We start from the raw sequence: 25,031 nt of genomic DNA, 5'->3' as shown, positions 1-25,031 counted from the left end.
GCAACCCTCAATTAGGATAATTTATGACCAGCGTTGACGATACTCAACCCCTCATCACTCATCTGGTAGAACTGCGCAACCGTTTATTACGCAGCATTATTTTCGTTGCTGTGGTATTTGTGGCGTTAGTTTATTTTTCCAACGAAATTTATAACTTTGTGGCAGCACCGTTAACAGCAAACTTGCCAAACGGTTCCAGCATGATTGCCACCAACATCGCCACGCCGTTTTTCACCCCAATTAAACTGACCGGTGTTGTTGCCATTTTTATTTCCGTGCCATTTTTGCTTTACCAAATTTGGGCGTTTGTGGCACCGGCGTTATATCAACATGAAAAACGCCTGATTTATCCACTATTATTTTCCAGCACGCTGTTGTTTTATCTAGGCGTAGCTTTTGCTTACTATGTGGTATTCCCGTTAGTGTTCAGCTTTTTAACTAAAACGGCACCGGAAGGGGTGGCGATCGCGACCGACATCAGTAGCTACTTAGATTTTGTACTGACGTTATTCTTAGCTTTCGGTGTTTGCTTTGAAGTGCCGGTGGCGATTATTCTGTTATGCTGGACTGGTGTTACCACACCGGAAGATTTAAAAGCCAAGCGCCCTTATATTATTGTCGGTGCGTTCTTTATCGGCATGCTTTTAACTCCGCCGGATGTATTCTCACAAACCTTGCTTGCTATTCCAATGTGTTTGTTATTTGAAGTGGGTGTATTCTTTGCGCGATTTTATCGTCCGCGTGAAGAAGACGATGCCACTCAAGATGAAAATAACACAGCTAATCACTAATTCAATTCGGGAGATAATATGACACAACAAATTTTTACTGGTTTTCCAACCCGCCGTTTACGCCGCATGCGTAAACAGGATTTTAGTCGCCGCTTAATGGCGGAACATAAACTGACTGTTGATGATCTGATTTATCCTGTATTTATTATTGAAGGCGAAAATCATCGTGAAGCGGTGCCTTCCATGCCAAACGTAGAACGTTTAACCATCGACCAACTGTTAATTGAAGCGGGTTTATTGGTGAAATACGGCGTACCGGTGATTGCGTTATTTCCTGTGGTGGAACAGGCGAAAAAATCCTTAATGGCGGAAGAAGCTTATAATCCGAACGGCTTGGTGCAACGCGCAGTGAAGGCACTCAAAGCCGCCTATCCTGACCTTGGCGTATTAACCGATGTGGCGCTTGACCCTTACACCCTACACGGACAAGACGGTATTATCGATGAAGAAGGCTACGTACTGAACGACATCACTACCGATATATTAATCAAACAAGCGCTGTCCCACGCAGAAGCCGGTGCAGACGTGGTCGCACCAAGCGACATGATGGACGGTCGCATCGGCAGAATCCGCAACGCCTTGGAAGAAAAAGGCTTTATTAACACCCTCATCATGGCTTACTCCGCTAAATATGCCTCCAACTATTACGGCCCGTTCCGTGACGCAGTGGGATCTTCCGGCAACTTAAAAGGCGGCGATAAAAAGACCTATCAATTAGACCCGGCTAACAGCGATGAAGGTTTACAAGAAGTGGCATTAGACTTGGAAGAAGGCGCTGATATGGTGATGGTGAAACCGGGTATGCCATATTTAGATTTAGTCTATCGCGTAAAACAACAATTCGGCGTACCAACCTTTGCCTACCAAGTGTCCGGTGAATATGCCATGCACATGGCGGCGATTCAAAACGGCTGGTTGAAAGAAAAAGAATGCATCATGGAATCTTTGCTTTGTTTCAAACGCGCCGGCGCGGACGGTATTCTGACCTACTTCGCTAAACAAGTGGCAGAGTGGTTGTATTTAGAAGGGAAAAATAAATAACGCATTACTTTGCGTTTTCATCTCCTATCTATTATTGCCATGCGGTTCGGATATGCGCATGGTAATTTCTGATTAACAAAAAGCCATCTGAAAAGTGCGGTCGTTTTTTCGTGCATTTCCAGAGGGCTTTTTTAATAACGAAGTCTGTATTTTAGCGCAATATCGCCTCCGTAGTATTATTCACGGCGTGCTGATTTTGGTCTAAAACTGGTGATAATCGCAGGGTTGGTGTCGATGTAGATGCCATTGATTAATTGCAGGCAATAAGGCACCGCACTAAAAATCCCTTGCACAATGACCTTACCCTCGCTGTCTTTAACACCTTCTAAGGTTTCTTTGATGGCTTTCGGCTGCCCCGGTAAATTAAGAATAAGGCTGTCTTTACGAATCACACCCACTTGACGGGATAAAATGGCGGTTGGAACAAAATGCAAACTGACTTGGCGCATTTGTTCGCCAAAGCCGGGCATTTCTCGATCGGCAATGGCTAATGTCGCATCCGGTGTGACATCCCGTTTTGCCGGACCGGTTCCGCCAGTGGTTAACACAAGGTGGCAATGTTGTTCATCCACCAATTCACATAATACACGTTCGATTTCAGCTTGTTCATCTGGAATCAATTGTTCAACAACGGTAAAAGGATCTACTAAAGCTTGCTCCAACCAATGTTTTAATTCGGGAATGCCTTGATCGGTATAAACGCCTTGAGAGGCTCTATCTGAAACGGAGACTAAACCAATTTTTAACCGCGTGTCCATAATTACTCCTTGTTATAAAAAATAATGCCGTATCATCGTTTAAAGGCAATGACACGGCATAAGGGATTTGTATTGGATTATTTCATTTTTTCTTTTAGTTCTTCTAAAAGCTCTTGATGAATTTCTTCTTGGACTTCCTCTGGAATTGGCGTATTCGTGCGGTTGAGTTTAATTCTAATGATTAGCGTGAGGACTAAACTGGCGACTAACACCCACGGTGCCCAATAAAGTGCTTCATTGAACGGTGCAAAGAGGGCGTATAATATCGCCACTTCGCCAAGTAAGATTGCACGATCGACTTTATCTAACGGTCCGCCATAGGGTTCATCGTTTTCTTCTTTTTGTTTAGGGAGCAGATTTAAATCCAGTAACGCTGAAAGTAGAATGACTAAACCGATTTGTAGCGGATCAAAAGGCGCAACAAACATAAAAGGAATATATGCCGCTGTCATGGCAACAACATAGATGATTTTGGTTAAATATCGACTGCAACGAGACGTATGCTCAAAATCATAGATAAGAATATCGGCAAGATTATTCAGTAAGACAAGGTTAATAAATAGCCCAATTGGAATTAACCAAAAGAGCGATTGCCCGCCTAAAAGCACCGTGATGCCAATGACAATAGAGAGGATGCTAGAGAATACCGTAATATAGCTGGCTTTAATGCCCAAACGATCACACTGTGCGGCAATCGGGTATAAAAAATGTTGGAATTTATATTTGAGGTTATTAATACTCATAATGTTTCCTTTAGAACGCATATAAATAGATATTGACTAAGACGGAAATCATGCCAACAAAATAATGAAGGCGATAACTTGCCCAGTGTATCAAAATAAAAGGAAAAATGCCGTAATTTTCTACGATAAAAAGTAATCTTGTGGTTTTATGCTCTTATCTCTCGTACAAAAATAAGAACGATTCTTCCGCACATTAATCTCTATTCATTGTTTCGACATTGGATTTATTCGGGATGCCTGCTAATTTCGCTTCTTTCTGTTGCGCACGGCGTTTTTGAAAAAACGCACTGAGTTTTTCACTGCATTCCTGTTGCAACACGCCAGCGGTGATTTCGATGGCATGGTTCATTTTGTAATCATCAAAAAAATGAAAACGGGAACCTACCGCACCGGTTTTATAGTCCGCCGCACCGAACACAAGGCGCTTAATACGGCTGTGTAAAATTGCCCCAGCGCACATAGTACAAGGCTCAAGGGTGACGTATAAGGTCGCGTTCAACAGGCGGTAATTTTGTAAGCGTTGACCGCCTTGGCGTAAAGCCACAATTTCGGCATGCGCCGTGGGATCAGAATCAATGATCGATAAATTCCATCCCTCGCCAAGAATTTCCCCCTCCTCGCTCACTAACACCGCACCCACAGGAATTTCACCCAAGGCTTCTGCTTTGTCCGCCAGCGTTAAGGCGTGGCGCATAAATTGTTCATCTAATTGATGTTGCAATTCAGTCATGAGGTTCTTCAGATGAAAAGTGCGGTGGATTTTAAAAACGTTTTTAAAACCGACCGCACTTTGTTAGACGGAAAACGGATATTTAATCGGTTCGTGGCATTGATAACCCGTGACTTTGAAATCATCCATGGTGACCCAGGTTTCCAGGTCTTCTAAAGATTTAATGTCCGGATTAATTTCCAACTGTGGTGACGGGAACGGTTCACGTTTTAATTGCACATCACGCATGAGTGCCAACTGGTCTTCATAAATATGTGCATTCACAATGTGATGAAACGCTTGCCCGGATTTCTTACCGGTAATTTGCGCCATTAACGCCAAGAAGGTAAACACTTGGATTTGGTTGAAATTCAAACCAAGCGGCACATCGCAAGAGCGTTGGTAACTGGTGAGATATAACGTGTCGCCAAGCAAAGAAAACGTATGTGTGTGCATGCAAGGGCGCAAACAGCCCAAATCAAATTCACCCGGATTATAGAACGTCAAAATTTCGCCGCGATCATCAATGCCCTTGCTGAGGTTATTGACGATTTTGCGCAACTGATCGAGATGTTCCCCATTCGGCTTGCGCCAGCTTCTGCCCTGCACACCATACACGCGCCCCATGTCATCCGTGCCTTTGCGGTGCGGATTATTGAGCCAAGCCTGATTTTCATTGGCATTGGCATCCCAGGTTTTGGTACCCAGCTTGCGGAAGTCGGCAGCATTGTCATAACCGCGAATATAACCTAGAAATTCTGCAATAGCGGCTTTCCAATAACTTTTACGGGTGGTAATCAACGGGAATTGATTGTTTGCCACATCGTAAGTCAAACCGGCGTTAATTACGGTTAAACAGCGTTTGCCGGTACGTTCGTTTTCAACCCAAACGCCTTCGTTAACAATGCGTTGGCACAAATCTAAATAAGCTTTCATAACAACACTATGTCGATTACCCTCTATTTTGTTTATACAGTGCTAAGGCTTGCGGCATTAGGCGTAATAAGTTTGCTTGGCGATCTTTATCACTTGGGTGCGTCGAACTTAATTTATCTAAAATGCCTTGTGAGCCTGTTGAGGCTTTTTGCATTTTATCCCATAAGCCCGGTGCGGCTTCTGGGTTATAGCCGGATTTCGCCATTAAGAATAGCCCTACTTCGTCAGCTTCGGTTTCTGCACTGCGAGAATAAGGTTTATCCAAGCCCCAGTCTTTTGCTAAGCCTACAACAATGGAGCTACTGTCAGAACCGATTTGTGTCGCCAATGCCGTTTGGGCAACGTTGGCAATCACATTGGTAAATTGGCTAAGGTTAGTTTTCTTTTTACCATGTTCTTTTAAGGCGTGCGCCATTTCATGCCCCATTACTGTTGCGATTTCATCATCTGTGAGGTTTAAAGTTTCCACTAAGCCGGTATAAAACGCCATTTTGCCACCCGGCATCGCCCAAGCATTAAGTTCTTTCGATTTAATCACTTCGATTTGCCAGTCAAAGGCTTGTCCGGTTTGGTTTTCGCGATTTGCATACGGCACCATTTTGTTGAAAATTTTGTGTACGCGTTTCGCTGTTTTGGAGTTGCTGTCAATTTGATTTTGGGATTTGGCTTCGTTAATCATATCACGATAGCCCATAGCCGCTTGTTGGTTAATTGAGGCAGAATCTGCACAAGCTGTTAAAATACCGACGATAGAGACGAGTGTTAATGTTTTAGCAAATTTGAACATAAATTTTCCCTCATAGATTTGTGTGTAAAAAAGACCGCACCTTAAAAGCGCGGTCTGTTTGGAATTTTATTATTTTTTTGCACGTTCAAATGAATCAAGGATTTCTTTACGCGCTGCGTCAACGCCTTCCCATCCTTCAACTTTCACCCATTTACCTGCTTCTAACGCTTTGTAGCTTTCGAAGAAGTGTTTGATTTGTGCTTTTAATAATTCCGGTAAATCGCCCACGTCTTTGATGTGGTCATATTCTTTGCTTAATTTCGTGTGCGGTACCGCAACCACTTTCGCATCGCCACCGGCTTCATCGGTCATTTTCAACACGCCTACCGGACGGCAACGAATCACAGAGCCTGGTTGTAACGGATACGGTGTTGGCACTAATACGTCAACCGGGTCGCCGTCAGAAGATAAGGTGTTGTTCACATAACCGTAGTTTGCCGGATAGAACATTGCGGTTGCCATGAAACGGTCTACAAATAATGTGCCGGTTTCTTTGTCCACTTCGTATTTAATTGGATCAGAGTTTGCAGGGATTTCAATAACAACATAGATGTCATCTGGTAATTCTTTACCTGCCGGTACGCTTTCTAAGCCCATTTGTTATTCCTTCTTGTGAGTTAAATAAACGTGGCAATTATAGCCGTAATCGGCTTCATTTGTCGAGTTGAGGGGACGTTGCGTGATAAAATGCGGTTGTCTTTTGTAGTTGTACTATTATAATAGTCCAAATTTTTTACTAAAGGATATTACAATGACAATGCAAAAATGCCCTTCATTACTCGGTGGCGCGATGATTATCGCAGGTACGGCAATCGGCGCCGGTATGCTTGCTAACCCAACTTCTACTGCCGGTGTTTGGTTTTTCGGTTCAATTGCGATTCTGATTTACACCTGGTTTTGTATGACCACGTCGGGCTTAATGATTTTAGAAGCCAATTTACATTATCCGACCGGCGCCAGTTTCGATACGATCGTAACGGATTTATTAGGCAAAGGCTGGAATGTGATTAATGGTTTGTCTGTCGCCTTTGTGCTTTACATACTTACTTATGCTTACATCACCTCCGGTGGCAGTATTACGGAAAGTTTCCTGAATCAATTAGGCGAAAATGTGGAAGTGGGACGCACTGCAGGCTCCTTGATTTTCTGTTTTGTGTTGGCGGCGTTTGTGTGGTTCTCTACCAAAGCGGTTGACCGTTTTAGTACGGTGTTAATCGCCGGGATGATCATTTCTTTCTTCCTTTCTACCTCCGGTTTGTTGAGTTCGGTGAAAGCCGATGTGTTGCTTAACACGGTGGCACAGGGCGAACAACAATATTTACCTTATATTTTGACCGCACTTCCGGTGTGTTTGGTGTCTTTCGGTTTCCACGGTAATGTCCCGAGTTTGGTGAAATACTATGATCGTGATGGCAAGCGCGTGATGAAATCTATTTTCCTTGGCACCGGTTTGGCGTTGATTATTTATATTTTGTGGCAGCTTGCCGTTCAAGGTAACTTACCGCGCGCCGAATTTGCGCCGGTCATCGCCAAAGGCGGGGATGTGGCGGCCTTATTAGAAGCCTTGAATAAATATATCCAAACCGATTATATCGGCATTGTTTTGAATTTCTTTGCCTACATGGCCATCGCCAGTTCTTTCCTTGGTGTCACCTTAGGCTTATTCGATTACATCGCTGACTTGTGTAAATTTGATGACAGCCGTTTGGGACGCACGAAAACGACGTTAGTGACTTTCCTGCCGCCGTTATTATTGAGCTTACAATTCCCGTTCGGTTTCGTTATTGCCATCGGTTATGCAGGGCTAGCCGCCACGATTTGGGCGGCCATCGTGCCGGCATTATTGGCAAAAGCCAGCCGCAAAAAATTCCCGAATGCCACCTATCGTGTACACGGCGGCAACTTCATGGTGTATTTTGTGATTTTGTTCGGATTATTGAATATCTTCGCACAAGTGGCATTGCAGTTCGGTTGGATTGCCGACTTCAAAGGATAATATGCAAGACAAGCAAAGCGTGTACGACAAGGACGGTTTTTTCGACCTGTACCAGAAACTGCGCAGTAACCCGAACAGCTTAAATGAAATCGTTGAAAAGCCCACCATGTTGGGCTTAGTCAGCGATGTGTCAGGCAAGCGTATTTTAGATTTAGGCTGTGGTTGCGGAGAACACCTCAAGCTTTATTTAGAACGGGGCGCCGCATTTGTTGTCGGCATGGATTTGTCCCAAGCTATGTTGCAGCAGGCAGCAAAAAATCTCGCAGAATTTCGACCGCACTTTTTACTGGAGCAAGCCCCCATGGAACGTTTAGAACGGTTAAATGAGGGCGATTTTGATTTAATCACCAGTTCCTTTGCTTTTCATTATGTGCAGGATTTTCCTGCCTTATTAGCAAAAATTCATGCCAAACTGAAACCAAACGGACAATTGGTTTTCTCTCAAGAGCATCCTATCGTGACCTGTTATCAAGGCGGTGAGCGTTGGGAAAAAGACGAACAAAAACGTCAACTCGCGTATCGTCTGAATTTCTATCGGGATGAAGGCGAACGCCAACGCAACTGGTTTAAACAACCTTTCACTACCTATCACCGCACCACGGCGACCATCATCAACAATTTGATTTCTGCCGGTTTTCACATTGAGCAAATGGCGGAGCCCATGCTTGCAGACCAACCGCAATGGCAGGATGAATTTAAAGATTTACAACATCGCCCGGTGTTGTTGTTTGTTAAGGCGAGAAAAAACACATAAAGTGCGGTCGATTTTTGACGTGTTTTTGAGAAAAGAAGGCGGACAATTTGTCCGCCTTTTAGCGCAGAAAATATCTGCTTTCCGAGTGATAAAAAGTTAGCGCAAGAATGCCGGAATTTTGCTTTCGTATTCTGCGATTTTGTCTTCGTGTTGAAGGGTTAAACCGATATTATCCAAGCCGTTTAACAAACAATGACGGCGGAATTCATCAAGTTCAAAGGTATAAACTTTGTCGCCCACAGTAACGGTCATTGCTTCCAAATCCACATGGATTTGTTTGCCTTCATTTGCCCACACCCATTGGAAGATTTCTTCCACTTCCTCTTCGCTTAAGCGAATCGGTAACATGTGGTTATTCAAGCTGTTGTTATAGAAAATATCCGCAAAACTAGGTGCGATCATCACTTTGAAACCGTAATCGGCAAGCGCCCAAGGGGCGTGTTCACGAGAAGAACCACAGCCGAGGTTTTTGCGTGCTAATAAAATAGTCGCCCCCTGATATTGTGGGTAATTCAGCACAAATTCCGGATTTGGCTTGGTGCCTTCTACATCCAAATAACGCCATTCGTGGAATAAGTGTTTGCCGAAACCTACGCGGGTAATGGCTTGTAAAAATTGTTTTGGAATAATCGCATCTGTGTCCACATTCGCGGCATCCAATGGCACTACTAAGCCTGAAAGTTGTTTGAATCCTGCCATTTTCTGCTCCTTAATTTAATGTCACGTCACGAATATCAACGAATTTACCGAACATTCCCGCTGCGGCAGCCATGGCTGGGCTCACCAAGTGAGTGCGACCATTACGGCCTTGGCGACCTTCAAAGTTACGGTTTGAAGTCGAAGCACAACGTTCCCATTCACCTAAACGGTCATCGTTCATGCCTAAACACATGGAACAGCCCGGATTGCGCCATTCTGCGCCCGCTTCGATAAAAATTTTATCCAAGCCTTCTTTTTCCGCTTGTTCTTTGACTAAACCGGAACCCGGCACCACTAAAATCCGTTTTACGTTATCGGCTTTCTTGCGGCCTTTCATCACCGCCGCTGCGGCGCGTAAATCTTCGATACGGGCATTAGTACAAGAGCCGATAAACACTTGATCCACAGGGATTTCTTTTAAATCGGTATTCGGTTCTAAACCGATATAATTCAAGGCTTTTTCTGCTGAAGCACGAGTCACAGAATCCATCATTTCTGCTGGATTTGGCACTAATTGATCGATACCGATCACTTGACCAGGGTTTGTTCCCCAAGTGACTTGTGGTGCGATATCTTTGGCGTCTAATGTGATCACCGTGTCAAATTGCGCATCATCATCGGATTTTAAGGTTTTCCAATAAGCGACTGCATCATCCCAATCCTTACCTTTCGGTGCATGTGGACGGCCTTTTAAATAGTCGAAAGTGGTTTCATCCGGTGCGATTAAGCCTGCTTTTGCGCCCATTTCAATCGCCATATTACATACGGTCATACGGCCTTCCATGGAAAGGTCACGAATGGCCTCGCCACAAAATTCCACCACATGACCTGTGCCGCCCGCCATGGTTGTTTTACCGATAATGGCCAGAATAATATCTTTTGCGGTAATGCCCGGCGCCACTTTGCCACGCACTTCAATTTTCATGCTTTTTGCACGGGCTTGCTTTAAGGTTTGGGTGGCTAATACGTGTTCTACTTCGGAGGTGCCGATACCAAATGCCAAAGCACCGAATGCACCGTGGGTGGCGGTATGGGAGTCACCACAAACGATAGTCATGCCCGGCAAAGTTAAGCCTTGTTCAGGCCCCATGACATGCACGATACCTTGTTCTCTTGTGGTCATATCGAACAATTTGATCCCCGTTGCTTTGGTATTTTTATCAAGCTCTAACACCTGAATTTTCGCTTGACCTTCAAGCTTATTAATATCGCGTACTTGGGTAGAAATACTGTGATCCATGGTGCCGAAGGTTTTGCTCACTTGGCGTACTTGACGGCCTGCCACACGTAAACCGTCAAAGGCTTGCGGACTGGTTACTTCATGGATTAAATGACGGTTAATATACAAAATCGGCGTTTCGCCTTCGGCTTCGTACACCACATGGGCATCGAATAATTTTTCGTAGAGTGTTTTTGCCATAATTTTTCTCAATTCGTTAGAGGCTTTTGTTAGAGTAAGTGCGGTTAAAATCCGAGGTGTTTTTGAACCGCACTTTCATTGTTTTTTATTAGATTGCGTTAGCGATTAACGTACCCATTTCTGCCGTTGAAATAGGGGCAGAGTCATCGGCTAAATCACCGGTACGGTGACCACTTGCCAAAACTTTTTGCACCGCATTTTCAACAGCATCCGCCGCTTCGTTTAAGTTGAAGCTGTAACGCAACATCATCGTCGCAGAAAGAATTTGTGCGATTGGGTTAGCAATGCCTTTGCCTGCGATATCCGGGGCAGAACCGCCAGCAGGCTCATATAAGCCGAAGCCTTCTTCGTTTAAACTGGCTGACGGTAACATACCCATAGAACCCGTAATCATCGCTGCTTCATCAGAAATAATATCGCCGAAAATGTTAGAGCAGAGGAGCACATCAAAAGACTCTGGTGCTTTGATGAGCTGCATGGTCGCGTTGTCGATATAAATGTGATCTAAGGTGACTTCAGGGTAGTCTTTAGCCACTTCAGTCACCGTTTCACGCCATAAGATAGAGGCTTGTAATACATTCGCTTTATCCACAGAAGTCACGTGTTTACGACGTTTCATTGCCGCATCAAAAGCAGCACGTGCAATGCGCTCGATTTCATATTTGTAATAAACTTCGGTATCGAATGCTTTGGTTTGTGCGCCTTCGCCTTCGCGACCTTTAGGCTGACCGAAATAAATCCCGCCCGTTAATTCTCGCACAACCACCATATCAAACCCTTTCGCTGCGATGTCTGCTCGTAACGGACAGAATTTCTCCAATCCTTTATAAAGAGTTGCCGGGCGAAGGTTACAGAATAATTTGAAATGTTTACGCAATGGCAACAATGCACCGCGTTCCGGTTGTTGATCCGGTGGTAAGTTTGTCCATTTTGGCCCACCTACAGAACCGAATAAAATCGCATCGGCCTCTTCACAGCCTTTTAGGGTATCTGCCGGTAATGGGCAACCGCAATTATCGATTGCAGCACCACCCACATAAAACTCGTTGAAATTAAGTTTAAAACCGAATTTTTCTTGGACTTTGTTTAATACTTTAATGGCTTCCGCCATGACTTCCGGACCGATACCGTCTCCCGGTAGAACGGCGATGTTATATGATTGCATATTGTTTTTCCTATTTTTTTCACACAAAAGTGCGGTTAATTTTCTTCATATTTTCTCCCCTCTTTTGTAAAGAGGAGCTGGGGGGAGATTTTAACGATATAAAATTCACCACTGAGGTTGATGTTACTTCTGCTAAATCTCTCCTAACCCCTCTTTGCTAAAGAGGGGAACTCGATAGATTAATGATGTTTATGATTCTTAATATCTGCCACCTTATGCGCGCGATAAATTGCATTGATGGCGTGCACTAAGGCAAGTGCGGAAGATTCAACGATGTCTGTCGCTAAACCAACGCCATGGAATTTACGGCCTTCGTGTTCCACCACAATATCCACCTGACCTAAGGCTTCTGCGCCTTCGCCTTTGGCGGTTAAGTTATAGTGAGACATTTTGATCTCTAAACCGGTCAAATTTAAGATGGCGTTATAAACCGCATCGACCGGGCCGTTACCGCCGATTGACGAAGTGCTTAATTTCTTGCCATCTAATTCCACTTGAACAAAAGCGGTTGCCGGATATTCTTTGGTGGAGTGAGCGGAAAGTTTATCTAACACTAAACGATCTTCATCCCCTTGTTGCATATCAATGAACGCCAAGGCTTCCAAGTCATAATCGAACACTTGGCCTTTTTTGTCCGCCAATTTTAAGAAGGCATCATACAATTTATCCAAATCGTAATCTTGTTCGGTGTAGCCCATGTCGGTCATATGACCTTTCACCGCCGCACGGCCGGAACGCGCGGTTAAGTTCAATTTCTCTTTCTTCAAACCGATAGTTTCCGGAGACATGATTTCGTAGGTATTTTTGTTTTTTAACATACCGTCTTGGTGGATACCGGAAGAGTGTGCAAAAGCATTGGAACCCACAATCGCTTTATTAGGCTGAATCGGCATATTACAAAGTTGGCTCACCATTTGACTGACGCGATGAATTTCTTGCGTGTTGATACGTGTATCCACGCCCATAAATTCTTGACGAACTTTCATTGCCATCACCACTTCTTCCAAGGCGGTGTTACCTGCGCGCTCGCCGATGCCGTTGATGGTACATTCAATTTGGCGTGCACCGTTTTGTACGGCGGTTAAAGAGTTGGCGGTCGCCATACCTAAATCGTTGTGGCAGTGCACGGAAATCACGGCTTTATCGATGTTTGGTACGCGGTTACGCACTTGAGCAATGATATTGCCGTATTCATTTGGTAAGCAGAAACCAACGGTATCTGGAATGTTTACAGTGGTTGCACCCGCATTAATTGCGGCTTCAACAATACGACAGATATTATCAATACCTGTACGGCCGGCATCTTCGCAAGAGAACTCAACATCATCCGTGTAGTTACGTGCGCGTTTCACTGCCGCCACCGCCATTTCAACCACATCGTCAAAGGTACGTTTTAATTTGGCTTCCACGTGCAAAGCCGAGCTGGCGATAAATGTGTGAATACGGAAAGCTTCCGCCACTTTTAAGGCTTCATACGCCGCATCGATGTCTTTTTCTACCGCACGGGAAAGTGCTGCGACACGACTATTTTTGATATGGCGCGCAATGGTTTGCACAGATTCAAAATCTCCTTGTGAGGAAACCGGAAAGCCCACTTCCATCACATCCACGCCTAAACGTTCAAGTGCTAAAGCAATCTGTAATTTCTCTTTAACGGTTAAGCTTGCTTTTAACGCTTGTTCCCCATCACGCAAGGTCGTATCAAAAATAATAACGCGATCTGTCATAACATTTTCCTTCTTTCAATCACTCAAAGTGCGGTCATTTTTACGGTATTGTTAAAACGAAAAAACCCGCAAAGTAGAGTGCGGGTTTAAATTTTGAGGGTTTTACATTTGACTGTTTTTCATCCACAACTTAGCCGCACAAAGCATGTGAGAGCAGCAGGTTGAGGGAGAAAGAAACAGTGTGAAACATGAAAAATCCTAGTGTATAAAAATCTGTAAACGTGCGTCACATATTACGGATTTAAGCTAGCCTGTCAAATGATAAATCAGCATATTCTCTCTGTTTTTGCTGATTTTATGAAATTTAGTGAGAGATAAACTTTGTATTAAGCATAAATCTTAGAGAAATATTCTAACTTTGCTGTTTGAGGCCAGTTTTTATTCTGATAGAAATTTATTTACTGAAAAAATCGACTTTTTTAGTTTAAATCTAAAAAAAAAAGTGCGGTGTGTTTTTTCAATGTTTTTAAAGACATCGAAAAATCACCGCACTTTAGAGGCGAACCTTGTAGCCACTAATGGGGATTAACTACCCAACTTCCATCCGTGTGCAATTCTAATTGCTGCTGATGTAGTGGCACGAGGGTAGAACGATGCCCCACGCTGATAATGGTGGTATTTGGCAATTCTTCACGAATTAAGCGATACATGGCGTGTTCCATGCCTTCGTCTAAGCTGGCGCTGGCTTCATCAAGGAAAGCAACTTTCGGTTTGTGTAGTAACAAACGGGCAAACGCTAAACGTTGTTGTTCACCAAGAGAGAGAATGCGGCTCCAGTCTTGTTCCTGTTCTAAACGATCCTGTAAATGAGCTAATTGAACCCGTTCCAATATCCGCGTGATCTTAGCCAAATCCACGTTTTCAGTGGTATCTGGATAATAGAGCGCGGTGAGCAAATTGCCTTGTGGCAAATAAGGGCGTTGCGACAAGAACAAAGTATTGTGTTGTGGGCAGAATATTTTGCCTTCTGCATAAGACCATAAACCGGCAATGGTGCGTAATAAGGTGGTTTTCCCGACACCGGATTGACCTTGAATTAATAACGAATTCCCTTGTGTTAAGGTGAGATTTAAATCTTTAATTAAGATTTTGCCCATAGGCGATTTCACGCTAAGGTGTTGGAAAATCACATCCGTAGGGTGATCAGTAATGTCGGTTTTACTTTGTTTTTGCGCGGCTTCGACGCTGTAGTGAAAGCCGGTTAAACGGTCTAACGTGGCTTTGTATTCGGCAAAACTGTCGTAGGTGTTACGGAAGAAAGAAAGATTGGAATGCAACTTGCCAAAGACTTGCAAGGTTTGCATCAGATCGCCCAATTTAATTTGTTTTTCAAAATAGCGACCCACTTGAATAAGTAATGGGAAGACCACGGAAATCTGACTGACCACCAAGTTGAATCCGGAGAATTTTAGGGCTCGGAAGACGATATCCCACATGTTATCGATAACGGCGCGGAATTGTTTGTATAACCGACTTTTTTCTACTTTTTCACCGGCGTAGAATGCAATGCTTTCCGCATATTCTTTAACACGGATTAAGGAATAACGGTAATTCGCGTTTAATTTTTCGTTCGCGAAGTTAAGGCGAATTAACGGTTTACCAAGCCAGAAAGCAATCAGCGTGGTGAAAATCACATAAGCGAATACTAAATAGACCATAGCGCGCGGAATTTCTATACCCAGCAAGGTCATTGGCCCGGCTAAGCCCCACAATAAAATCGTGTAAGAAATCATGGAGGTCACGGCATCAATCACACCAGTGCTGAGGGAAAGCGTGGTTTTTACATAAGACTGTATGTCTTGTTGAATCCGTTGATCCGGGTTATCGAGATTGTTGCCCATGTATTGGCTTTTATAATAAGCCCGCTTATCCATCCATTTTTCTAAGAGTTCTGTATTCAGCCATTCAATCCAGTTAATGGAAAAGCGCTGGTTTAAATAATAGCTGATAAGTGCGGCTGCCACAGAAAAGCCGGCAATAAAACAGAACAAAATCATCTGCTCCCAAAAGACGGTTTGGTTAAATTCCTGCAATGCGGTGTACATATTATTATACCACGTGGAATGCACCAAACTCAGACGCACACTAAAGAGAGTGAGGGTCACAATCAAGACGAAGAATAATAATGGTTTAATGCTGCGTTTTGGCGAAAGATAACCGCCGGCAAACATCCAAAATTGTTTGCCCCAATGGGTCAGGCGAACTAATAGAAAAATGCCGAGACTGAAGAAAATAACCGTGAGCGCCAGTGTGCGGGCGATCCAAAGTGAAGAGGTAATGATCTCTTGAGTATAATCCATAACGTATTCCCATAGACAAAAGTGCGGTAAGTTTACACGGTGTTTTGATCAAATCAAGAAGATGATGAAGATATGAACAACACTGCAAGCGTATTCTTTCAATGCGAAGATTTTTATGTGATTAGGCTAAAATTTTCTGTTATCAACGCCCATTTTTTGGTAAATTTAGCCCAATTTTTTTAACGCTCAAAAGAGCCATGATTAATACAAATTAGTGGAACACATATGTTATTTAAAAAAATTCGCGGTTTATTTTCTAATGATCTTTCTATTGACCTCGGTACAGCAAATACGTTGATTTACGTCAAAGGGCAAGGCATCGTGTTGGATGAGCCCTCTGTGGTGGCTATTCGCCGAGATCGCAGTGGCTCGCTGAAAAGTATTGCGGCAGTGGGTCGCGAAGCGAAACAAATGTTAGGTCGTACTCCAAAAAGCATTGAAGCGATTCGTCCGATGAAAGACGGTGTGATCGCCGATTTCTTCGTTACGGAGAAAATGTTGCAATATTTCATTAAACAGGTACATAGCGGCAATTTCATGCGCCCAAGTCCACGTGTATTGATTTGCGTGCCGGCAGGCGCAACGCAAGTAGAACGTCGTGCGATCAGAGAATCAGCCATTGGTGCAGGTGCACGTGAGGTCTATTTAATCGAAGAACCGATGGCGGCAGCGATCGGGGCGAAGTTACCGGTTTCCACCGCTATCGGTTCGATGGTGATTGATATCGGCGGCGGTACGACCGAAGTTGCGGTGATTTCCTTGAACGGCATCGTGTATTCTTCTTCCGTGCGTATTGGGGGTGACCGCTTTGATGAAGCGATTGTGACCTATGTGCGCAAAAATTTTGGTTCGATTATCGGCGAACCGACCGCAGAACGCATTAAACAGGAAATCGGTACCGCCTACATTCAAGACGGTGACGAAATTAAAGAAATGGAAGTGCACGGCTCCAATATTGCGGAAGGTGCACCACGCTCCTTTACGTTAACGTCAAAAGATGTTTTAGAAGCTATTCAACAACCGTTAAGTGGCATTGTGGCGGCAGTACGAACAGCCTTGGAAGAATGTCAACCGGAACACGCTGCAGACATTTTTGAACGTGGCATGGTCCTAACCGGTGGTGGTGCGTTATTGCGTAATATTGATGTGTTACTTTCCAAAGAATCCGGTGTGCCGACCATTGTTGCTGATGAGCCACTTACATGTGTTGCACGCGGTGGCGGCGAGGCATTGGATATGATTGATATGCACGGTGGCGACATTTTTAGTGAAGAAATCTAATCATGTTTAAAAAGTGCGGTGAATCATTTTGATGTTTTTACCCAGACAATGTTAATCACCGGGTAAATCGTTTCATACGATAAAACATAATTATCTCTTAATGCCGGCCTGTTGCTTAACTGACCGGCATTGCCGTTGATATTGACCGCACTTTTGTTTTGAGGAATGCTCTTATCATGAAGCCTATTTTTGGAAAAACCCCGCCTTTAGGACTCAAGCTTTTTCTCGCTGTCATTGCCTCATTAGGATTAATTGCCTCAGATAGACAAACGACAACGATGATTCAAGCCCGTTCATTGTTAGAAACGGCTGTTGGCGGATTGTATTATTTAGCCAATACGCCACGCACGGTGTTGGATGGGGTTTCCGATAATTTGGTCGATACCAATAAATTGCAAATCGAAAATAAAGCATTAAAAGATCAATTACGAGAAAAAAACGCGGATCTTTTATTGCTGGATCAATTAAAAGTCGAAAACCAACGTTTGCGACTGCTCCTAAATTCGCCACTACGGATTGATGAATATAAGAAAATTGCCGAAGTTCTGACGGCGGAAACCGATATTTATCGCCAACAAGTGGTGATTAATCAAGGTGAAAAAGATGGCGCTTATATTGGTCAGCCGGTAATTGATGAAAAAGGCGTGGTCGGGCAAATTATTTCAGTGGGCGAGCATACCAGCCGAGTGTTATTAATTACGGATATCGCCCATTCGATTCCAGTTCAAGTGTTGCGCAATGACGTGCGCATGATTGCCAGTGGTACCGGGCATAATGACGAATTGGTTTTAGATAACGTTCCACGATCAGTGGATATTGAAAAAGGCGATTTACTGGTAACCTCCGGGCTGGGAGGGCGTTTTTTAGAGGGCTATCCGGTTGCGATTGTCGAATCGGTATCGCGTGACGGACAAAATTATTTTGCCACCGTTACGGCAAAACCATTAGCCTTTATTGATAAATTACGCTACGTCTTATTGCTGTGGCCGACAAATGAAGATACACGAAAAGCAAGCCCAATCACACCGGCAGATGTGCGTAAAGCGGTTGAGCAACGATTAGCGACACAAGGCAATGAAGCACAAAAAGTGAAAAAAGCCCTTGTTCCTGATGTTCCACCGGCAGAACAGACACCTTCAGAAGCGACATCGGATTTGCCGACAGAGGCACCCCATGAAAATCCTGTAGAAGCCGTGCCAGTAGAGGATAAATCGCCAAGGGAGGAGGATTAATGCAAAGTCGTGTTATTTTTAAATACATTGCGTTAACCGCAATATTTCTACTTGCCTTGGTGATGGAAATCATGCCGTGGCCTAATGGTTTTCAAAGTGTTAAACCGGCGTGGGTCGTGTTGATTTTCATGTATTGGGGATTGTCGATTCCCAACCGTGTAAGTATTGGTTGGGCATTTATGATTGGTATTCTGTGGGATGTGGTATTAGGCACGATCTTGGGCGCGCACGCACTGGTGTTGTCTATCTTTGCCTACTTAATTACCAAAAATCACCTTGTCTTTCGTAATCTTTCACTTTGGATGCAAAGCTTGCTGGTGATTTTCTTTGTCTTTGCGATCCGTTTTAGCATCTTCTTAATTGAATTTTTAGTTCATCGCGCCACCTTCGATTGGCGAGAGATTTTTGGTGCCATGATTAGCGGTCTTTTATGGCCGTGGTTATTTTTACTCCTTAGAAGCCTCCGCCGTCGTCTAGGATTAAGTTAACCTACCTTAACGCTTAACAAGGCAATGCACATCCATCATGATAAACGTCATAACGAAAAGGGAGCTTAATCGCTCCCTTTTTTGTGATTTATAAATCAACTTTCTTTAAACGCATTTATTTTTTGCAAATGATGCGAAATCTGCTTGAATTTGTGCGTTTCTACGGCATCCCAAATCACCTCATAATAAGGCGATAATACCTCTGCGCTACGTTGGGAATCTAAAACACCGTCTTCCACCGACAAGAACACCAAACAGCGACCTTTATTTTTCAAACGAAAATCTTCCACGCACTTGGTGGCAATGTCTTCATATTCTTCCGGGCGATCGATCTTGCCTCCCATATTTTCCTGTGGAAATAAATTCGGGTTGAAAATCGCCTGCTTAATGCCACATAAAAAACCAATGCGTTCCGCCCAATACCCGCCAAGCCCGACACCACAAATTAAGGGATTTCTGTCTTTCGATTCGGAGACCAATTTATGCACTTCATTTAAAAGAAATTGCATATCATGGCGCGGATGCAATGTGCTGTAGTTAATAAAGCGAACATCATCGTCGATGAATTTTAGCTGTAAAACTTTTTCATAATTGCCCGGACTACTGGAATCAAAACCGTGTAAATAAATAATCATTTCATTACTCCAACCTGATGACGATGCTTTTGTTCTAAATGTAAGATCATTTGCAAGGCAATATCAATGCCACTGGTTTTCTCGATCATCTCAAGCCCCGGGCTGGCATTGACTTCCAACACCAATGGGCCGTTGGCTGAACGGATTAAATCCACGCCTGCCACATCTAAGCCTAGCACTTTCGTTGCGTTTAAGGCAATGTGTTTTTCCTGTTCGGTTAAGATGACTTTTTCTGCGTTGGCACCACGATGGCAATTTGCGCGAAATTCGCCACCTTGCCCAATGCGTTGCATTGCCGCGACAATGCGTTCTCCTACCACAAAACAACGTAAATCGGCGCCTTGCGCTTCTGCAATAAATTCCTGTGCTAACGTCGGCACATTTGCCTGCTTCAATGTTTCCAACATACTGACCGCACTTTGTGGTCGTTCTGCGAGCACCACGCCAATCCCTTGCGAACCACTCAAGGTTTTCAAAATAATCGGGGTGCCAATATGCCGTACCGCATCATTCGCCTTGGTTTCCAGCCCACCAAGCAACGAGGTTGGCACTGCAATGCCATTCGCCAGTAATAACTGCAAGCTCAACCATTTATCACGCGCTTTTACAAAAGCATCGGCATGATTCAGACAAGGTACATTCAATGCCTGAAAATAATGCAATACGGCACAGCCCATTTGCATACTGCCGGTGCCAAAGCGGGGTAACACTGCGTCATATTGGGGTAACAGATAAGGCACGCTTTCCACATCCGGCTGATAATAAAGCGCAAAGTGCGGTGGATTTTGTTGGAGTTTTATTAAACAACGATTCGGATCGAGAATATCCATGTGATGGCCGTTTGCTTCCGCCGCCTGCTTTAAACGCCGACAGCTATACAAACGTGGCTCACGGCACAACATTAATAGTTTCATAAGTCTTGTTTTTACTGTATTTAATTCTCACCGGCTTTTTCTCCGATGAGGATAAAAGCCTCAATCACATAGCAAATTAGATTCATTTACCTATTGCTAAAATTAACAGCATTCTACCTCAAACACTTGGCGAACTCTTTATTCTTTTATTCATCCGCTATAAAATCGGCGCATTTATTGACAAGACAAAAGGAAACATTATGTTTGTAACTATTTATGGTCGCCTAAGCTGCCCATATTGCGTACGTGCCAAAGCATTAGCCGAAAAGTTGAAAAATTCATTAGCAGATTTTGATTATCGTTATATTGATATTATTGAACAAGGCATGAGCAAAGAGGATATTGCGAAAATTATCGGTAAGCCGGTACAAACGGTGCCACAAATTTTAGTGGATGAAAAACCAATCGGAGGCTGCACGGACTTTCAAGCTTTCGTGCGTGAACGATTTGGCGTGGAATAAGTGATTTTATCCACACTGATAAAAAAACGGATTAGCCCAATAAGCTAATCCGTTTTTCTTTGGGTTGACTGCCATGCAAGATTAAAAAATTTCTTCCGCAGCAAAGAAATAAGCAATTTCCCGTGCCGCGCTTTCCGGGCTATCGGAACCATGTACGGAGTTTTCCCGTTGACTTAATGCAAAATCACGACGAATCGTGCCTTCTGCCGCCGTTTCAGGATTCGTCGTACCGATTAAAGTGCGGTAATCTTGCACGGCATTTTCTTTTTCTAACACACTCACGAATACCGGCGCCGAAATCATGTATTCCACTAATGGCTCAAAAAAAGGCTTGCCTTGGTGTTCGGCGTAAAAGCCTTCTGCCTGTTCTCTGCTCAACTGCACCATTTTCGCAGCGGCAATATTGAACCCTTGCTGTTCAAAGCGTGCCAAAATTGCACCGATTAAATGACGCTTTACGGCATCCGGTTTAATAATAGATAAGGTTCGTTGTAAGCTCATTTCACATCCTCTTACTGTTGTTTTGCTTTAGCTAATAATAAATTGGCAAGGGTCTGCACACCGATACCGGTCGCACCGGTCGCCCATAAGTCGCTTGGGGTTTTTCGATAAGTGGCGGAACAATCAATGTGTAACCAATTTTGTTGATAGTTCTTCACGAAATAAGATAAAAACGCTGTTGCGGTGCTGGCACCTGCGCCCACCGGAACTGTGCCGATATTCGCAATGTCAGCGAACGCCGTTTTAATTTGTCCGCGATGTAATTCCGCGAAAGGCAAGCGCCAAAATGGCTCTTGTTCTTGCTCGGCAGAACGGAATAAATCGGCGACCAACTGTTCATCCATGGATAGCACGCTGTGATAATCATTACCTACCGCCACTTTTGCCGCACCGGTTAAGGTCGCACAATCCACGATAAATTGAGGCTGTTCGGCATCTGCATCAATTAAACCATCTGCCAATACCAAGCGCCCTTCGGCATCTGTATTGAGAATTTCGACACTCACGCCATTACGATATTGAATGATATCGCCCAATTTAAAGGCGCGGCTACTCACCAAGTTTTCTGCACAGCAAAGGAATAATTTCACCCGTTGATTTAAACCACGCAAAATCGCCAAGCCTAACGCCCCCGTCAATAATGCGGCGCCGCCCATATCCGTACGCATGGTGCTCATGCCATCGCTCGGTTTAATACTGTAACCGCCACTGTCAAACGTGATACCTTTACCCACTAAACAGGCCAACACCGGTGCGTCCGGATTGCCGGTCGGATTGAAATCCAACTGCAACATGGCAGGCAGATTTTGCGAACCTTTACCCACTTGCCACAAACCGTGGTAACCACGTTCTAGCAATGCTTCTCGAGAAACGATGGAAAAACTGACCGCACTTTGTTTAGCAGCTTGTTCTGCCATTTGCCCGATAAACTTCGCGGCACGTTGGGCAAGCTCTTCCGGCGTTAAAATGGCTGCCGGCAGATTAATGATTTCACGCACGAAATCGCCACATTGAATACGGTGATTCAGTTCTCGTTGTTGCTCGTCAGATAGCGTTGGAAACTGAAGTTTAAACTGCTTTTTCGCATTGTAAAAACCTTGATAAAACGCCCAACAACTTTCCAATTGCCAGCCTTCCCCGCTTAATGAAACATCAGAAATGCCTTGATTTTGTAACTTGCGTGCCGCTTTTTGTATAGAAGTGCGGTCGGAAAAATCAGTTAAATGAAGGGTCGCTTTATCTTCATTAAAACTGATGAGTGCCTTTTCACCCCAAACCGCCGAAGCCGGTTGGTTTGAAAGCAAAACCTGCATAGACATACTTTCTCCTTTCAATATTGAGAATATAACGGCTTGTAATATAGCAGTTTTTAGCGAGATTCGTTATGTTTTTATGCTAAGCCATTATGGTTATGTCATTTTCGCCTTTTTCAAGCGTAACGCATTGCTTAACACGGAAATCGAACTCATCGCCATCGCCGCGCCGGCAATCACCGGACTGAGCAGGCCAAATGCGGCTAACGGAATGCCTAACACGTTATAAATAAAGGCAAAAAACAAGTTTTGTTTAATGTTTTTCAAGGTCGCGCGGGAAATCAATAAAGCATCCACCAACTGATTGACCGAATGCTGCATCAGGGTTGCCGACGCACTGTGTTGCGCCACATCCGCACCATCGTGCATGGCAAAACTTACATTGGCGGCTGTGAGTGCCGGCGCGTCATTCACCCCATCCCCTACCATAGCAACCACGTTGCCATTTTCTTGGAGAAGTTTGACCGTACTTGCTTTATCTCGCGGCGACATATTGCCCTGCGCATGTTGAATCCCAAGCTGATCGGCAATGTATTGCACCACGTTCAGATTATCGCCGCTCATGATATACACATCGATATTGTTCGCTTGCAAACGCTGAATCGCCTTTTGACTGTCCGGTTTTAAGGCGTCCGCCAAGGCAAACGCGGCAACGGGCTCATCGTTTACAGCAACCGCCACAATGCTGGCGATCTGCCACACCGGATCAAGATCGGTCGGTAACGTCAAACCGCAATAGGCAGGTTTCCCCACTTTCACCGTGCCGATATGTTCAATCTCGCCTTGAATACCTTGCCCCACCTCTGCCTGAATATGTTGCACCGCAGGCAATATTACGCCTCTCATCTCTGCCGCTTGTACAAGGGCTTTTGCCAACGGATGCGTTGCGCTTTGTTCAATGGCGGCGGTTAAGGCATAAATTTCGTCTTCAGAATAGACCGCACTTTGCGCCTGCCAAAAAGCGACCACTTGCGGTTTACCTTCTGTAAGCGTGCCGGTTTTATCCAATACCACTGCGTTCACATGGGCGGCTTCTTCCATAGCGGCGGCATCTTTAAACCAAATACCCTGCTTCACTGCTTTGCCCATGCCCACCATGATCGCCGCAGGCGTCGCCAAGCCCAACGCACAAGGGCAGGCAATCACCAACACCGCAACCCCATGAATCAACGCCGTCACCACATCTTGTTGAAGCCACCAAGTAAGTAAAAACGTTAGCAAGGCAATGCCGATTACCGTTGGCACAAACACTGCCGCCACTTTGTCGGCAAAACGGGCAATGGGCGCTTTGCTGCCTTGCGCTTCAGAAAGGGCATTCATCATATCGCCAAGCAACGTTTGGCTGCCAAGCTGTTGCGAACGATAAACCAAGCTGCCATCCGTTACCATTGCGCCAGCCAACACGCGGCTGCCCGATTTTTTCATTTCAGGCAGCGATTCGCCGGTTAAATGGCTTTCATCACACCAACCCGAACCAGATTCCACCACGCCATCCGCCGCAATGCGCTCACCTTGGTTGGCGCGTAACAGTTCACCCACTTGGATTTGATTTAACGGCACAGTTTGCCATTCGCCGTTACGTTGCACGCGCACCTGTTTTGGCGTCAGCTGTAACAATAAACCAAGGCTATTTAGGCTGTGCTTTTTGGTGCGATCTTCTAAGAATTTTCCCAAACTCACAAAACCCAATACCATGACGGACGCTTCAAAATAAATATTCGCCGAACCCTGTTCATGAGACATGTATGGCATATAAAACAGCATAAAGACGGAATAAAAATAAATGGTGAGCGTGCCAAGACTGACCAACACATCCATATTTGCCAAGCCACCTTTAATACTGCCCCAAGCACTTTTATAGAAGGGAATCGCTAGGCCGAATTGCACAATCGTGGCTAACACCATTTGCCACATCGGCGGCAACATCCAATCATGCCGTCCCAGCATCATGCCGAGCATACCAATTAAAAACGGCACGTTAATCAGCCATAATAAAATCAACCGCCACGAAATGTTTCGTTCTTGCGGCAACTCTGCCTGTTCTTGCTTTAATTGGGCGGCGAAACCGGTTTTTTGAATAATTTGGATCAGCTGTTCAACGGAAGTTTGCTTTTCATCAAAAGTAATCTGCGCTTCTTCACTGGCGAAATTCACGCCCGCCTGCTGCACAAAATCCTTTTTATTCAACACTTTTTCAATCCGACTGGCGCACGACTGGCACGTCATACCGCCAATTTGAATGGAGACTTTTTGCATAACATCCTCTTTTTACTTTCTTCACGGAAAAGTGCGGTGGGTTTTGGAAATGTTTTTTATCATCGATATTAAACGACAGCTAGCACAACAGCTAGCGCAAGCGTCCACGCTTGTGCTTATTCAT

24 protein-coding genes are annotated in these 25,031 nt (G+C 44.5%); 8 read left to right on the top strand and 16 right to left on the bottom strand.

The features are described 5' to 3' along the window. The first annotated feature begins 23 nt into the window (after positions 1 to 23). Together tatC and hemB are read left to right on the top strand one after the other, a co-directional pair. Positions 24 to 791, top strand: coding sequence for a Sec-independent protein translocase subunit TatC (gene tatC, locus HMPREF9065_RS06385; protein ID WP_021615749.1), 768 nt, complete (start codon positions 24 to 26; stop codon positions 789 to 791). An 18-nt stretch (positions 792 to 809) separates the two neighbouring features. Next, positions 810 to 1,832: a porphobilinogen synthase gene (gene hemB, locus HMPREF9065_RS06390; RefSeq protein ID WP_033002454.1), complete on the top strand. Its 1,023-nt coding sequence runs from the start codon at positions 810 to 812 to the stop codon at positions 1,830 to 1,832. A 176-nt stretch (positions 1,833 to 2,008) separates the two neighbouring features. Here the strand turns inward: hemB and mog are convergent, their stop codons facing one another. From mog to ppa, 6 genes are all read right to left on the bottom strand, one after another. Continuing rightward, positions 2,009 to 2,590 (bottom strand): molybdopterin adenylyltransferase, encoded by a 582-nt coding sequence (gene mog, locus HMPREF9065_RS06395; RefSeq protein WP_021615747.1) that lies wholly within the window; start codon positions 2,588 to 2,590, stop codon positions 2,009 to 2,011. A gap of 77 nt (positions 2,591 to 2,667) precedes the next feature. After that, entirely contained in the window at positions 2,668 to 3,333 is a 666-nt protein-coding gene (locus tag HMPREF9065_RS0109440; protein ID WP_051264475.1) for a hypothetical protein, read from the bottom strand. 193 nt (positions 3,334 to 3,526) lie between these two features. Then, entirely contained in the window at positions 3,527 to 4,063 is a 537-nt protein-coding gene (tadA, locus tag HMPREF9065_RS06400) for a tRNA adenosine(34) deaminase TadA (RefSeq protein WP_021615745.1), read from the bottom strand. Between the two features lie 63 nt (positions 4,064 to 4,126). Continuing rightward, positions 4,127 to 4,978, bottom strand: coding sequence for a thymidylate synthase (locus tag HMPREF9065_RS06405; RefSeq protein WP_021615744.1), 852 nt, complete (start codon positions 4,976 to 4,978; stop codon positions 4,127 to 4,129). Between the two features lie 16 nt (positions 4,979 to 4,994). Beyond that, on the bottom strand, positions 4,995 to 5,765 hold the full coding sequence (locus HMPREF9065_RS06410; RefSeq protein ID WP_021615743.1) for a M48 family metallopeptidase: 771 nt from the start codon (positions 5,763 to 5,765) through the stop codon (positions 4,995 to 4,997). Between the two features lie 69 nt (positions 5,766 to 5,834). Further along, positions 5,835 to 6,362, bottom strand: coding sequence for an inorganic diphosphatase (gene ppa / locus HMPREF9065_RS06415; protein ID WP_006716839.1), 528 nt, complete (start codon positions 6,360 to 6,362; stop codon positions 5,835 to 5,837). 154 nt (positions 6,363 to 6,516) lie between these two features. Here ppa and mtr point away from each other — a divergent pair, with 154 nt between their 5' ends. Both mtr and HMPREF9065_RS06425 read left to right on the top strand, forming a co-directional pair. Continuing rightward, the gene (gene mtr, locus HMPREF9065_RS06420) at positions 6,517 to 7,761 is read left to right on the top strand and encodes a tryptophan permease (RefSeq protein WP_021615742.1); all 1,245 of its coding nucleotides are present in this window, start codon (positions 6,517 to 6,519) and stop codon (positions 7,759 to 7,761) included. 1 nt (position 7,762) lies between these two features. Continuing rightward, positions 7,763 to 8,515: a class I SAM-dependent methyltransferase gene (locus HMPREF9065_RS06425; RefSeq protein WP_021615741.1), complete on the top strand. Its 753-nt coding sequence runs from the start codon at positions 7,763 to 7,765 to the stop codon at positions 8,513 to 8,515. 96 nt (positions 8,516 to 8,611) lie between these two features. Here the strand turns inward: HMPREF9065_RS06425 and leuD are convergent, their stop codons facing one another. From leuD to HMPREF9065_RS06450, 5 genes are all read right to left on the bottom strand, one after another. After that, positions 8,612 to 9,214 (bottom strand): 3-isopropylmalate dehydratase small subunit, encoded by a 603-nt coding sequence (gene leuD, locus HMPREF9065_RS06430; RefSeq protein ID WP_021615740.1) that lies wholly within the window; start codon positions 9,212 to 9,214, stop codon positions 8,612 to 8,614. 10 nt (positions 9,215 to 9,224) lie between these two features. Next, the gene (gene leuC / locus HMPREF9065_RS06435; RefSeq protein ID WP_021615739.1) at positions 9,225 to 10,634 is read right to left on the bottom strand and encodes a 3-isopropylmalate dehydratase large subunit; all 1,410 of its coding nucleotides are present in this window, start codon (positions 10,632 to 10,634) and stop codon (positions 9,225 to 9,227) included. An 88-nt stretch (positions 10,635 to 10,722) separates the two neighbouring features. Further along, complete coding sequence (gene leuB, locus HMPREF9065_RS06440) at positions 10,723 to 11,799, bottom strand: 3-isopropylmalate dehydrogenase (RefSeq protein WP_021615738.1); 1,077 nt, start codon at positions 11,797 to 11,799, stop codon at positions 10,723 to 10,725. Between the two features lie 179 nt (positions 11,800 to 11,978). Beyond that, positions 11,979 to 13,526 (bottom strand): 2-isopropylmalate synthase, encoded by a 1,548-nt coding sequence (leuA, locus tag HMPREF9065_RS06445; protein WP_021615736.1) that lies wholly within the window; start codon positions 13,524 to 13,526, stop codon positions 11,979 to 11,981. A gap of 515 nt (positions 13,527 to 14,041) precedes the next feature. Beyond that, entirely contained in the window at positions 14,042 to 15,826 is a 1,785-nt protein-coding gene (locus HMPREF9065_RS06450; RefSeq protein WP_021615734.1) for an ABC transporter ATP-binding protein/permease, read from the bottom strand. 225 nt (positions 15,827 to 16,051) lie between these two features. On the opposite strand from HMPREF9065_RS06450, the gene HMPREF9065_RS06455 reads away from it, so the two are divergent. From HMPREF9065_RS06455 to mreD, 3 genes are all read left to right on the top strand, one after another. Beyond that, entirely contained in the window at positions 16,052 to 17,107 is a 1,056-nt protein-coding gene (locus tag HMPREF9065_RS06455) for a rod shape-determining protein (protein WP_021615733.1), read from the top strand. A 176-nt stretch (positions 17,108 to 17,283) separates the two neighbouring features. Further along, complete coding sequence (gene mreC / locus HMPREF9065_RS06460; protein ID WP_021615732.1) at positions 17,284 to 18,339, top strand: rod shape-determining protein MreC; 1,056 nt, start codon at positions 17,284 to 17,286, stop codon at positions 18,337 to 18,339. After that, entirely contained in the window at positions 18,339 to 18,827 is a 489-nt protein-coding gene (gene mreD, locus HMPREF9065_RS06465) for a rod shape-determining protein MreD (protein ID WP_021615731.1), read from the top strand. The genes mreC and mreD overlap by 1 nt, the downstream gene beginning before the upstream one ends. A gap of 95 nt (positions 18,828 to 18,922) precedes the next feature. Here the strand turns inward: mreD and ycfP are convergent, their stop codons facing one another. Both ycfP and HMPREF9065_RS06475 read right to left on the bottom strand, forming a co-directional pair. Continuing rightward, entirely contained in the window at positions 18,923 to 19,462 is a 540-nt protein-coding gene (ycfP, locus tag HMPREF9065_RS06470; protein ID WP_021615730.1) for an alpha/beta hydrolase YcfP, read from the bottom strand. After that, on the bottom strand, positions 19,459 to 20,376 hold the full coding sequence (locus HMPREF9065_RS06475) for an ATP-grasp domain-containing protein (protein WP_021615729.1): 918 nt from the start codon (positions 20,374 to 20,376) through the stop codon (positions 19,459 to 19,461). Before HMPREF9065_RS06475 ends, ycfP begins: the two co-directional genes overlap by 4 nt. A 200-nt stretch (positions 20,377 to 20,576) precedes the next feature. On the opposite strand from HMPREF9065_RS06475, the gene HMPREF9065_RS06480 reads away from it, so the two are divergent. Further along, positions 20,577 to 20,837 (top strand): GrxA family glutaredoxin, encoded by a 261-nt coding sequence (locus HMPREF9065_RS06480; protein ID WP_021615728.1) that lies wholly within the window; start codon positions 20,577 to 20,579, stop codon positions 20,835 to 20,837. An 81-nt stretch (positions 20,838 to 20,918) separates the two neighbouring features. Here the strand turns inward: HMPREF9065_RS06480 and ndk are convergent, their stop codons facing one another. From ndk to HMPREF9065_RS06495, 3 genes are all read right to left on the bottom strand, one after another. Further along, positions 20,919 to 21,338: a nucleoside-diphosphate kinase gene (gene ndk, locus HMPREF9065_RS06485; RefSeq protein WP_021615727.1), complete on the bottom strand. Its 420-nt coding sequence runs from the start codon at positions 21,336 to 21,338 to the stop codon at positions 20,919 to 20,921. Positions 21,339 to 21,349: 11 nt separating this feature from the next. Next, on the bottom strand, positions 21,350 to 22,657 hold the full coding sequence (gene pepB / locus HMPREF9065_RS06490; protein ID WP_033002453.1) for an aminopeptidase PepB: 1,308 nt from the start codon (positions 22,655 to 22,657) through the stop codon (positions 21,350 to 21,352). Positions 22,658 to 22,747: 90 nt separating this feature from the next. Beyond that, a complete protein-coding gene (locus tag HMPREF9065_RS06495) occupies positions 22,748 to 24,907 on the bottom strand; it encodes a heavy metal translocating P-type ATPase (RefSeq protein ID WP_021615725.1) in 2,160 nt (719 codons plus the stop codon). Between the last annotated feature and the right edge of the window lie 124 nt (positions 24,908 to 25,031).

The sequence above is a fragment of the Aggregatibacter sp. oral taxon 458 str. W10330 genome (assembly GCF_000466335.1).
Classification (GTDB): domain Bacteria; phylum Pseudomonadota; class Gammaproteobacteria; order Enterobacterales; family Pasteurellaceae; genus Aggregatibacter.
Note: the sequence above shows the minus strand (reverse complement) of the source record. Positions and strands in the feature narration are given on the sequence as shown.

What these genes read in the sequence shown, in the direction of transcription:
- HMPREF9065_RS06405 (WP_021615744.1), bottom strand. Translation starts at nt 4,978, where the DNA reads ATGAAAGCTTATTTAGATTTGTGCCAACGCATTGTTAACGAAGGCGTT.
- mog (WP_021615747.1), bottom strand. Translation starts at nt 2,590, where the DNA reads ATGGACACGCGGTTAAAAATTGGTTTAGTCTCCGTTTCAGATAGAGCC.
- HMPREF9065_RS06480 (WP_021615728.1), top strand. Translation starts at nt 20,577, where the DNA reads ATGTTTGTAACTATTTATGGTCGCCTAAGCTGCCCATATTGCGTACGT.
- leuC (WP_021615739.1), bottom strand. Translation starts at nt 10,634, where the DNA reads ATGGCAAAAACACTCTACGAAAAATTATTCGATGCCCATGTGGTGTAC.
- mreD (WP_021615731.1), top strand. Translation starts at nt 18,339, where the DNA reads ATGCAAAGTCGTGTTATTTTTAAATACATTGCGTTAACCGCAATATTT.
- pepB (WP_033002453.1), bottom strand. Translation starts at nt 22,657, where the DNA reads ATGTCTATGCAGGTTTTGCTTTCAAACCAACCGGCTTCGGCGGTTTGG.
- HMPREF9065_RS06450 (WP_021615734.1), bottom strand. Translation starts at nt 15,826, where the DNA reads ATGGATTATACTCAAGAGATCATTACCTCTTCACTTTGGATCGCCCGC.
- HMPREF9065_RS06410 (WP_021615743.1), bottom strand. Translation starts at nt 5,765, where the DNA reads ATGTTCAAATTTGCTAAAACATTAACACTCGTCTCTATCGTCGGTATT.
- HMPREF9065_RS06425 (WP_021615741.1), top strand. Translation starts at nt 7,763, where the DNA reads ATGCAAGACAAGCAAAGCGTGTACGACAAGGACGGTTTTTTCGACCTG.
- leuD (WP_021615740.1), bottom strand. Translation starts at nt 9,214, where the DNA reads ATGGCAGGATTCAAACAACTTTCAGGCTTAGTAGTGCCATTGGATGCC.
- leuB (WP_021615738.1), bottom strand. Translation starts at nt 11,799, where the DNA reads ATGCAATCATATAACATCGCCGTTCTACCGGGAGACGGTATCGGTCCG.
- ycfP (WP_021615730.1), bottom strand. Translation starts at nt 19,462, where the DNA reads ATGATTATTTATTTACACGGTTTTGATTCCAGTAGTCCGGGCAATTAT.
- HMPREF9065_RS06455 (WP_021615733.1), top strand. Translation starts at nt 16,052, where the DNA reads ATGTTATTTAAAAAAATTCGCGGTTTATTTTCTAATGATCTTTCTATT.
- tadA (WP_021615745.1), bottom strand. Translation starts at nt 4,063, where the DNA reads ATGACTGAATTGCAACATCAATTAGATGAACAATTTATGCGCCACGCC.
- leuA (WP_021615736.1), bottom strand. Translation starts at nt 13,526, where the DNA reads ATGACAGATCGCGTTATTATTTTTGATACGACCTTGCGTGATGGGGAA.
- ppa (WP_006716839.1), bottom strand. Translation starts at nt 6,362, where the DNA reads ATGGGCTTAGAAAGCGTACCGGCAGGTAAAGAATTACCAGATGACATC.
- hemB (WP_033002454.1), top strand. Translation starts at nt 810, where the DNA reads ATGACACAACAAATTTTTACTGGTTTTCCAACCCGCCGTTTACGCCGC.
- HMPREF9065_RS0109440 (WP_051264475.1), bottom strand. Translation starts at nt 3,333, where the DNA reads ATGAGTATTAATAACCTCAAATATAAATTCCAACATTTTTTATACCCG.
- HMPREF9065_RS06475 (WP_021615729.1), bottom strand. Translation starts at nt 20,376, where the DNA reads ATGAAACTATTAATGTTGTGCCGTGAGCCACGTTTGTATAGCTGTCGG.
- ndk (WP_021615727.1), bottom strand. Translation starts at nt 21,338, where the DNA reads ATGAGCTTACAACGAACCTTATCTATTATTAAACCGGATGCCGTAAAG.
- mreC (WP_021615732.1), top strand. Translation starts at nt 17,284, where the DNA reads ATGAAGCCTATTTTTGGAAAAACCCCGCCTTTAGGACTCAAGCTTTTT.
- mtr (WP_021615742.1), top strand. Translation starts at nt 6,517, where the DNA reads ATGACAATGCAAAAATGCCCTTCATTACTCGGTGGCGCGATGATTATC.
- tatC (WP_021615749.1), top strand. Translation starts at nt 24, where the DNA reads ATGACCAGCGTTGACGATACTCAACCCCTCATCACTCATCTGGTAGAA.
- HMPREF9065_RS06495 (WP_021615725.1), bottom strand. Translation starts at nt 24,907, where the DNA reads ATGCAAAAAGTCTCCATTCAAATTGGCGGTATGACGTGCCAGTCGTGC.